We start from the raw sequence: 7,771 nt of genomic DNA, 5'->3' as shown, positions 1-7,771 counted from the left end.
GGATGCGGCGACTTCCCAGGTCAGGGCACCCTTGCCAAGGTGACCCTTATTAGATTTAGGGAAGTAATTCCGCCACACTGGTGTTGTGAAAACCGTGGGTTTGCGGACAGACGTGGAAGGGACCGGTCGTAAGACGACCGGCGCCCGGACGTCGGCCGTGCCCGTCGCGACCGTGCACGAGGGTCAGACCAGGGCGGCCATCGTCCAGCTCCTGCTCGAAGACGGCCCGATCACCGCGACCGCCATCGGCACCGCGCTCGGGCTCGCGCCCGCGGGCGTGCGCAGGCACCTCGACGCGCTCATCGACGCGGGTCAGGCCAGGGCGAGCCGATCGGCGCCGTGGCAGCAGAAGGGCCGCGGCCGACCGGCCAAGCAGTACCAGCTCACGGCAGCGGGGCGCGGCAATCTCGGCCACGCCTACGACGATCTGGCCGGGGCGGCGATCCGTCAGCTCGGCGAGATCGGCGGCGACGCGGCGATCGCCGACTTCGCCCGCAAGCGGGTCAACGTCATCGTCGACGGCATCGAGCCGGTCGCCGAGCACACCGCACCCCAGATCGAGGCGAAGGTGGAGGAGATCGCGGAAGCGTTCACCGACGCCGGTTTCGCCGCCACCACCCGCCAGGTCGGCACCGGTGTGCAGATCTGCCAGCATCACTGCCCCGTGGCCCACGTGGCCGAGGAGTTCCCGCAGCTGTGTGACGCCGAACTGGACGCTTTCCGCGACCTGCTCGGCACCCACGTCCAGCGACTTGCGACCATCGCCAACGGCGATTGCGCCTGCACCACCCACGTACCGCTGATCACCGCCGCACAGCCCGCGGCGGGACGAACGAACGACTCCGGAAGGAGTGCCGAATGACGACGACCACCGACCAGGTGCAACCGCTGACCCAGGACGAGACCATCGCCTCGCTGGGCAACTACGGTTACGGCTGGGCCGACTCGGACGAGGCCGGCGCCAGCGCGCAACGCGGTCTGTCGGAAGCTGTCGTTCGCGACATCTCGGCCAAGAAGAGCGAGGCGGAGTGGATGCTCGACATCCGCCTCAAGGCCCTGCGCATCTTCGATCGCAAGCCCATGCCGAACTGGGGTTCCAACCTCGACGGCATCGACTTCGACAACATCAAGTACTTCGTGCGGTCCTCGGAGAAGCAGGCCGAGAGCTGGGAAGACCTGCCCGAGGACATCAAGAACACCTACGACAAGCTCGGCATCCCCGAGGCGGAGAAGCAGCGGCTGGTCTCCGGTGTCGCCGCGCAGTACGAGTCCGAGGTCGTCTACCACTCCATCCGCGAGGACCTGGAGAAGCAGGGCGTCATCTTCCTCGATACCGACACGGCGCTCAAGGAGCACCCGGAGATCTTCCAGCAGTACTTCGGCTCGGTGATCCCCGCCGGTGACAACAAGTTCTCCGCGCTCAACACCGCCGTCTGGTCGGGTGGCTCGTTCATCTACGTGCCGCCGGGCGTGCACGTCGACATCCCGCTGCAGGCCTACTTCCGGATCAACACCGAGAACATGGGCCAGTTCGAGCGGACGCTGATCATCGTCGACGAGGACGCCTACGTCCACTACGTCGAGGGTTGTACAGCCCCGATCTACAAGTCCGACTCGCTGCACTCCGCGGTCGTCGAGATCATCGTGAAGAAGGGCGGCCGCTGCCGCTACACGACCATCCAGAACTGGTCCAACAACGTCTACAACCTGGTCACCAAGCGGGCCAAGGCCGAGGCGGGCGCCACCATGGAGTGGGTCGACGGCAACATCGGCTCCAAGGTCACCATGAAGTACCCGGCGGTCTGGATGACCGGTGAGCACGCCCACGGCGAGGTGCTCTCGGTCGCGTTCGCCGGCGTCGGCCAGCACCAGGACACCGGCGCCAAGATGCTGCACCTGGCCCCGCACACCTCCTCGACCATCGTGTCGAAGTCGGTGGCGCGTGGCGGCGGTCGCGCGTCGTACCGCGGCCTGGTCCAGATCAACAAGGGCGCCCACGGCTCCAAGTCGACCGTGAAGTGTGACGCGCTGCTGGTCGACACGATCAGCCGCTCCGACACCTACCCCTACGTCGACATCCGCGAGGACGACGTGACGATGGGTCACGAGGCGACCGTCTCCAAGGTCTCCGAGGATCAGCTGTTCTACCTGATGAGCCGCGGTCTGACCGAGGACGAGGCGATGGCGATGGTGGTGCGCGGCTTCGTCGAGCCCATCGCCAAGGAACTGCCGATGGAATACGCGTTGGAACTGAACCGGCTCATCGAGCTGCAGATGGAAGGGGCCGTTGGCTGATGTCGTCGCTCGAGACGCCGACCCAGAACCCGGGCGCGGGCGCCGCCGTCAACAAAGGCGAGGTCTTCACTTCGTTCGATGTCGACCAGTTCGAGGTCCCGTCGGGCCGTGACGAGGCCTGGCGCTTCACCCCGCTGCGCCGCCTGCGCGGCCTGCACGACGGCACGGCCGTGCGTGACGGTCAGGCGACCGTCGAGGTCAGCGAGGTCGCCGGTGTCACCGTGGAAACGGTGGACCGCACCGACGCCCGCCTCGGCCAAGCCGGTACCCCCGCGGATCGTGTTGCCGCCCAGGCCTATTCGGGCTTCGAGTCGGCGACCGTGATCACCGTCGGCAAGGAGACCGAGGTTTCCGACCCGATCACCGTGACCATCACCGGTCCCGGCGAGGGCAAGACCGCCTACGGTCACCTGCAGGTGCGCCTGGACAACTTCGCCGTCGCCACCGTGGTCATCGACCAGCGCGGCAGCGGAACCTACGCCGAGAACGTCGAATTCGTGCTGGGTGACAGCGCCAAGCTGACCGTCGTCGCCGTCCAGGAATGGGCCGAGGACGCCGTCCACGCGACCGCGCATCACGTGATGCTGGGCCGCGACGCCACCGTGCGGCACTTCGCGGCGACCCTCGGCGGCGATCTGGTCCGCCTGTCCGGCACCGTGCGCTACGCCGGTCCCGGCGGCGAGGCCGAGCTGTTCGGCCTGTACTTCGCCGACGCGGGCCAGCACTTCGAGCAGCGCCTGCTGGTCGATCACTCGGAGCCCAACTGCAAGTCCAATGTGCTGTACAAGGGTGCGCTGCAGGGTGATCCGTCCTCGCCCAAGGGCGATGCCCGCACCGTGTGGATCGGCGACGTGCTGATCCGCGCGGCCGCCGAGGGCACCGACACCTACGAGGCCAACCGCAACCTGGTGCTCACCGACGGCGCGCGCGCCGACTCGGTGCCGAACCTGGAGATCGAGACCGGCGAGATCGCCGGCGCCGGACACGCCAGCGCCACCGGCCGTTTCGACGACGAGCAGCTGTTCTACCTGCGTGCTCGCGGCATTCCGGAAGACGTCGCCCGCCGCCTGGTGGTGCGTGGCTTCTTCCACGAGATCATCCAGAAGATCACGGTCCCCGAGGTCCGGGAGCGGCTGGAGGCGGCCATCGAGGCCGAGCTCGCCACTGTCGGTATCTGACACCACACTTACTCCCCACGAAGGAATTCGAATTCGATGACCACCTTGGAAATCAAGGACCTGCACGCCGAGATCACCACCCCCGAGGGTGAGTCCAAGAAGATCCTCAACGGTGTGAACCTGACCGTGCGCTCCGGCGAGACGCACGCCATCATGGGCCCCAACGGCTCGGGCAAGTCGACGCTGTCCTACGTGATCGCGGGCCACCCGAAGTACACCGTCACCCAGGGCACCATCACCCTCGACGGTGAGGACGTGCTGGAGATGTCGGTCGACGAGCGCGCCCGCGCCGGCCTGTTCCTGGCGATGCAGTACCCGGTCGAGGTCCCCGGCGTCTCGATGTCGAACTTCCTGCGGACCGCCGCCACCGCCGTGCGCGGCGAGGCGCCCAAGCTGCGTACCTGGGTCAAGGAGGTGAAGGAGTCGATGAAGGAGCTCGACATCGACGCGGCCTTCGCCGACCGCAGCGTGAACGAGGGCTTCTCCGGTGGCGAGAAGAAGCGTCACGAGGTCCTGCAGCTGGGTCTGCTCAAGCCGAAGATCGCGATCCTCGACGAGACCGACTCCGGCCTGGACGTCGATGCGCTGCGCATCGTCTCCGAGGGCGTCAACCGCTACAAGGAGCGCGAGAACGGCGGCGTGCTGCTGATCACGCACTACACCCGCATCCTGCGCTACATCCAGCCCGACTTCGTGCACGTGTTCGTCAACGGCAGGATCGTCGCCGAGGGCGGCTCCGAGCTGGCCGAGGAACTCGACGCGAACGGCTACGTGCGCTTCACGTCCGCGACCGCTGGAGCCTGAGATGACCGCGACGGTGCCCGCCATCGACGTCGCCCGGATCCGGGCCGACTTCCCGATCCTGAACCGCACGGTCCGGGACGGGAAACCGTTGGTGTACCTGGATTCCGGTGCGACCGCGCAGCGCCCGCTGCAGGTGCTGGACGCCGAGCGCGACTTCCTGCTCACCCGCAACTCGGCGGTGCACCGCGGTGCGCACCAGCTGGCGGAGGAGGCGACCGACTCCTACGAGGACGCGCGCGTCGCCATCGCGCGCTTCGTCGGCGCCGAGGCCGGGGAGATCGTGTTCACCAAGAACGCGACCGAGTCGCTGAACCTGGTGGCCAACGCGTTCGGCGACGACCGGTTCCCGTACAAGGTCGGCCCGGGCGACGAGATCGTGATCACCGAGCTCGAGCACCACGCGAATCTCGTTCCGTGGCAGGAACTCGCGCGCCGGACCGGCGCCACGCTCAAGTGGTACGGCGTCACCGACGACGGCCGCATCGACCTGGATTCGCTCGAACTGTCGCCCGCGACCAAGGTTCTCGCGTTCACCCACCAGTCGAACGTGACCGGCGCGGTCGCCCCGGTGGCCGAATTGGTCCGCAGGGCACAGGAAGTCGGCGCGCTGGTCGTGCTCGACGCCTGCCAGTCGGTGCCGCACATGGCGGTGAACTTCCGTGAGCTCGGCGTCGATTTCGCCGCGTTCTCCGGTCACAAGATGCTCGGCCCGATGGGTGTGGGCGGACTGTGGGGCCGTCGTGCGCTGCTCGAGGAGACCCCGCCGTTCATCACCGGTGGGTCGATGATCGAGACCGTCACCATGGAGAAGACCACCTACGCGCCGCCGCCGCAGCGCTTCGAGGCGGGCACGCCGATGACCTCGCAGGTCGTCGGGCTGGCCGCCGCGGTGCGCTACCTCGAAGACCTCGGCATGGACGCGATCGCCGCCCACGAGCACGCGCTCACCGGCGCCGCGCTCGACGGGCTGCGCGGGATCGAGGGTGTGCGGATCATCGGGCCCACCGAGAACGTGGACCGCGGTGGCGCGGTGGCGTTCGTGGTCGACGGCATCCACGCCCACGACGTGGGCCAGATCCTCGACGACCAGGGTGTCGCGATCCGGGTCGGGCACCACTGCGCCTGGCCGCTGCACCGCAAGTTCGGTGTCGCGGCCACCGCGCGGGCGTCGTTCGCCGTGTACAACACCCTCGACGAGGTCGACGCGCTGGTGCAGGCCGTGCGGAAGGCTCAGAACTTCTTCGGCGTGAGCGCAGCGAATGCCGACGATTAGACACCGTGGAGTTGCATAAGTCATGCGCATGGAGCAGATGTACCAGGAAGTGATCCTGGACCATTACAAACACCCGCACCATCGCGGCCTTCGGGAGCCGTTCGGTGCCGAAGTGCACCACGTGAACCCGACCTGTGGTGACGAGGTGACCCTGCGGGTGAACATCGACGGCGCGGGCGAGATCGCCGATGTCTCCTACGACGGTCAGGGCTGCTCGATCAGCCAGGCCGCCACCTCGATCCTTGCCGATCAGGTGATCGGGCTGCCGGTGCAGCAGGCGCTGAAGGTGGTCGACTCCTACAGTGAGATGATCTCGAGCCGCGGCACCGTCGAGGGCGACGAGGACATGATCGGCGACGGCATCGCACTCGCGGGCGTCGCCAAGTACCCGGCGCGCGTGAAGTGCGCACTGCTGGGGTGGATGGCGTTCAAGGACGCCGTGGTGCGGATCGCCTCGGCCGAAGATGCCAAGCCTGCCATGGGAAATGGGGAAGCGTGATGAGTGAGACACCGGCCGTCGAAGCCACCGAAGCCGCGGCTCCCGCGGTGGAGCTGACACCCGAGCAGGTCCAGCACCTGGAGGATCTCGAGGAGGCCATGCGCGACGTGGTCGACCCCGAGCTCGGCATCAATGTCGTCGACCTCGGCCTGGTCTACGGCATGTCCGTCGACGACGGGAACATCTGCACCCTCGACATGACGCTCACGTCGGCGGCCTGTCCGCTGACCGACGTCATCGAGGACCAGTCCCGCAACGCGCTGGTCCGCAGCGGCCTGGTCGAAGACCTGAAGATCAACTGGGTCTGGATGCCCCCGTGGGGCCCGGACAAGATCACCGACGACGGCCGCGAACAGCTGCGCGCCCTCGGCTTCACGGTCTAGAACGCTCCGTGCAAGGCCCGGATCCCGGTGGGGGTCCGGGCCTTTTCGGCTTTCCGGAGCGATCGCGGGAATTGTGATTCTGCTCTATTCGATTGTCCAGGAAGCGGTGTTCGGCCATGATCTTGATGCTCCGGCTTTTCGGGGCAGTTTCCAGAGGAGATCGTTCGAATGAGTTTCATGGGTAAGGCCGGTTTCGCCGTCGCGGCGCTGGGCCTTGCGGCCGGATCGGTGTTCGGTGCCGGTGCGGCGAAGGCCGACAACCTGTACGCGGCCTACGCGGTGAGTGATCGGGAGTGGGTCTTCGGCATCGGGGTCAACGCCCCCAGCCGCGAAGACGCCGAAGCCGAGGCGATCGCGAATTGCGGAGCCGACGACTGCCGGGTCGTGACCTGGTGGGGTAATGGCTGCGCCGCGTTGGTCGAGAGCGATCAGGGCTTCGCCGTGTCCGTCGCCGCCACCCGCGCCGAGGCCGAGCGCGAGGCTTACACCCTGCTGTCGGAGATCACCCCGACCGCTCAGCTGGCCAACTTCGGTTCGTCGCAGTTCAGCGGCGCCGACCTGGTCGACGTGACCTGCACGGCCAACGCACGCTGATCGCCGTTCCGGCCCGGATCCCCGCGGGGGCGGATCCGGGCCTTTCGTGTGTTCTAGACCGGTTCGGTGAGCGAGGCGATCCAGGCGCCGATCATGTCGGCGGTGTGGTCGATGACGACCTCGCGGTCGAGGCCTTCGTCCTCCATCCCGACCGAGCGCAGGGCAGTGGCGAAACCGGCGTTGAGCACGACGAAAGCCATGATGTCGACGTCGATGTTCTTGGTCGGGCCGAACAGATGGAGCAGGTAGAGCTTCATGATCATGCGCAGGCGCGGCTCGAACTCGGGGATACCGCTGCCGTAGAAGTGCAGATCGGCGACCAGCGCGCGCACCAGGGGACCGTTGGCGACCAGGATCTCCACCGCGATCCGGATGATCTCGGCGACGGCGTCACGCGGCACCTTGTTGCCGCCGGTGGTGAGCAGCCGGCTGTATTGGTCTTCGACCTGCAGGAACAGGCCGTCGGTGAGCTCCTTGACGATCTCGTCGCGGTCGGTGAAATACCGGTAGAGGGTGCCGATGCTCATGCCCGCTTCGGCGGCGATCCGGTTGGTCGAGGTGTTGCCGATCCCGCGGCTGCCGAAAAGCTGAGCGGATACCGTCAGAATGCGGGTTCGGGTTTCCTTCGCGCGATCCTGTTTGGGACGTTTGCGCTGCTTATCGGCGTGCGGTGGCATTCGATGACCTCGGCTGAAAGAGGAGTAGAAGGTGAGCAGTTACTCATCCTAGAGTCATGATCACGAAG

The 7,771-nt window shown here is 67.0% G+C and carries 9 protein-coding genes; 8 read left to right on the top strand and 1 reads right to left on the bottom strand.

The features are described 5' to 3' along the window. Positions 1 to 94: 94 nt before the first annotated feature. The 8 genes from ACFWF2_RS10580 to ACFWF2_RS10545 all read left to right on the top strand — a co-directional run bounded on the left by ACFWF2_RS10580 (position 95) and on the right by ACFWF2_RS10545 (position 7,026). Positions 95 to 862 (top strand): helix-turn-helix transcriptional regulator, encoded by a 768-nt coding sequence (locus tag ACFWF2_RS10580; RefSeq protein ID WP_379306709.1) that lies wholly within the window; start codon positions 95 to 97, stop codon positions 860 to 862. Continuing rightward, positions 859 to 2,295: a Fe-S cluster assembly protein SufB gene (gene sufB, locus ACFWF2_RS10575; protein ID WP_379032649.1), complete on the top strand. Its 1,437-nt coding sequence runs from the start codon at positions 859 to 861 to the stop codon at positions 2,293 to 2,295. The genes ACFWF2_RS10580 and sufB overlap by 4 nt, the downstream gene beginning before the upstream one ends. Further along, positions 2,295 to 3,473: a Fe-S cluster assembly protein SufD gene (gene sufD / locus ACFWF2_RS10570; protein ID WP_379306707.1), complete on the top strand. Its 1,179-nt coding sequence runs from the start codon at positions 2,295 to 2,297 to the stop codon at positions 3,471 to 3,473. Before sufB ends, sufD begins: the two co-directional genes overlap by 1 nt. A gap of 36 nt (positions 3,474 to 3,509) precedes the next feature. Further along, positions 3,510 to 4,277, top strand: coding sequence for a Fe-S cluster assembly ATPase SufC (gene sufC / locus ACFWF2_RS10565; protein WP_379306705.1), 768 nt, complete (start codon positions 3,510 to 3,512; stop codon positions 4,275 to 4,277). 1 nt (position 4,278) lies between these two features. After that, complete coding sequence (locus ACFWF2_RS10560) at positions 4,279 to 5,550, top strand: cysteine desulfurase (protein ID WP_379306703.1); 1,272 nt, start codon at positions 4,279 to 4,281, stop codon at positions 5,548 to 5,550. 22 nt (positions 5,551 to 5,572) lie between these two features. Continuing rightward, on the top strand, positions 5,573 to 6,049 hold the full coding sequence (gene sufU / locus ACFWF2_RS10555) for a Fe-S cluster assembly sulfur transfer protein SufU (protein WP_379306701.1): 477 nt from the start codon (positions 5,573 to 5,575) through the stop codon (positions 6,047 to 6,049). Next, positions 6,049 to 6,432 (top strand): metal-sulfur cluster assembly factor, encoded by a 384-nt coding sequence (locus ACFWF2_RS10550; RefSeq protein WP_379306699.1) that lies wholly within the window; start codon positions 6,049 to 6,051, stop codon positions 6,430 to 6,432. The genes sufU and ACFWF2_RS10550 overlap by 1 nt, the downstream gene beginning before the upstream one ends. Positions 6,433 to 6,600: 168 nt before the next feature. After that, on the top strand, positions 6,601 to 7,026 hold the full coding sequence (locus ACFWF2_RS10545; protein WP_379306698.1) for a DUF4189 domain-containing protein: 426 nt from the start codon (positions 6,601 to 6,603) through the stop codon (positions 7,024 to 7,026). A 53-nt stretch (positions 7,027 to 7,079) separates the two neighbouring features. Here ACFWF2_RS10545 and ACFWF2_RS10540 read toward each other — a convergent pair whose 3' ends face one another. Beyond that, the gene (locus ACFWF2_RS10540) at positions 7,080 to 7,703 is read right to left on the bottom strand and encodes a TetR/AcrR family transcriptional regulator (protein WP_379306696.1); all 624 of its coding nucleotides are present in this window, start codon (positions 7,701 to 7,703) and stop codon (positions 7,080 to 7,082) included. Between the last annotated feature and the right edge of the window lie 68 nt (positions 7,704 to 7,771).

It is taken from the genome of Nocardia sp. NPDC060259, from assembly GCF_042728775.1.
Lineage (GTDB): Bacteria > Actinomycetota > Actinomycetes > Mycobacteriales > Mycobacteriaceae > Nocardia.
Note: the sequence above shows the minus strand (reverse complement) of the source record. Positions and strands in the feature narration are given on the sequence as shown.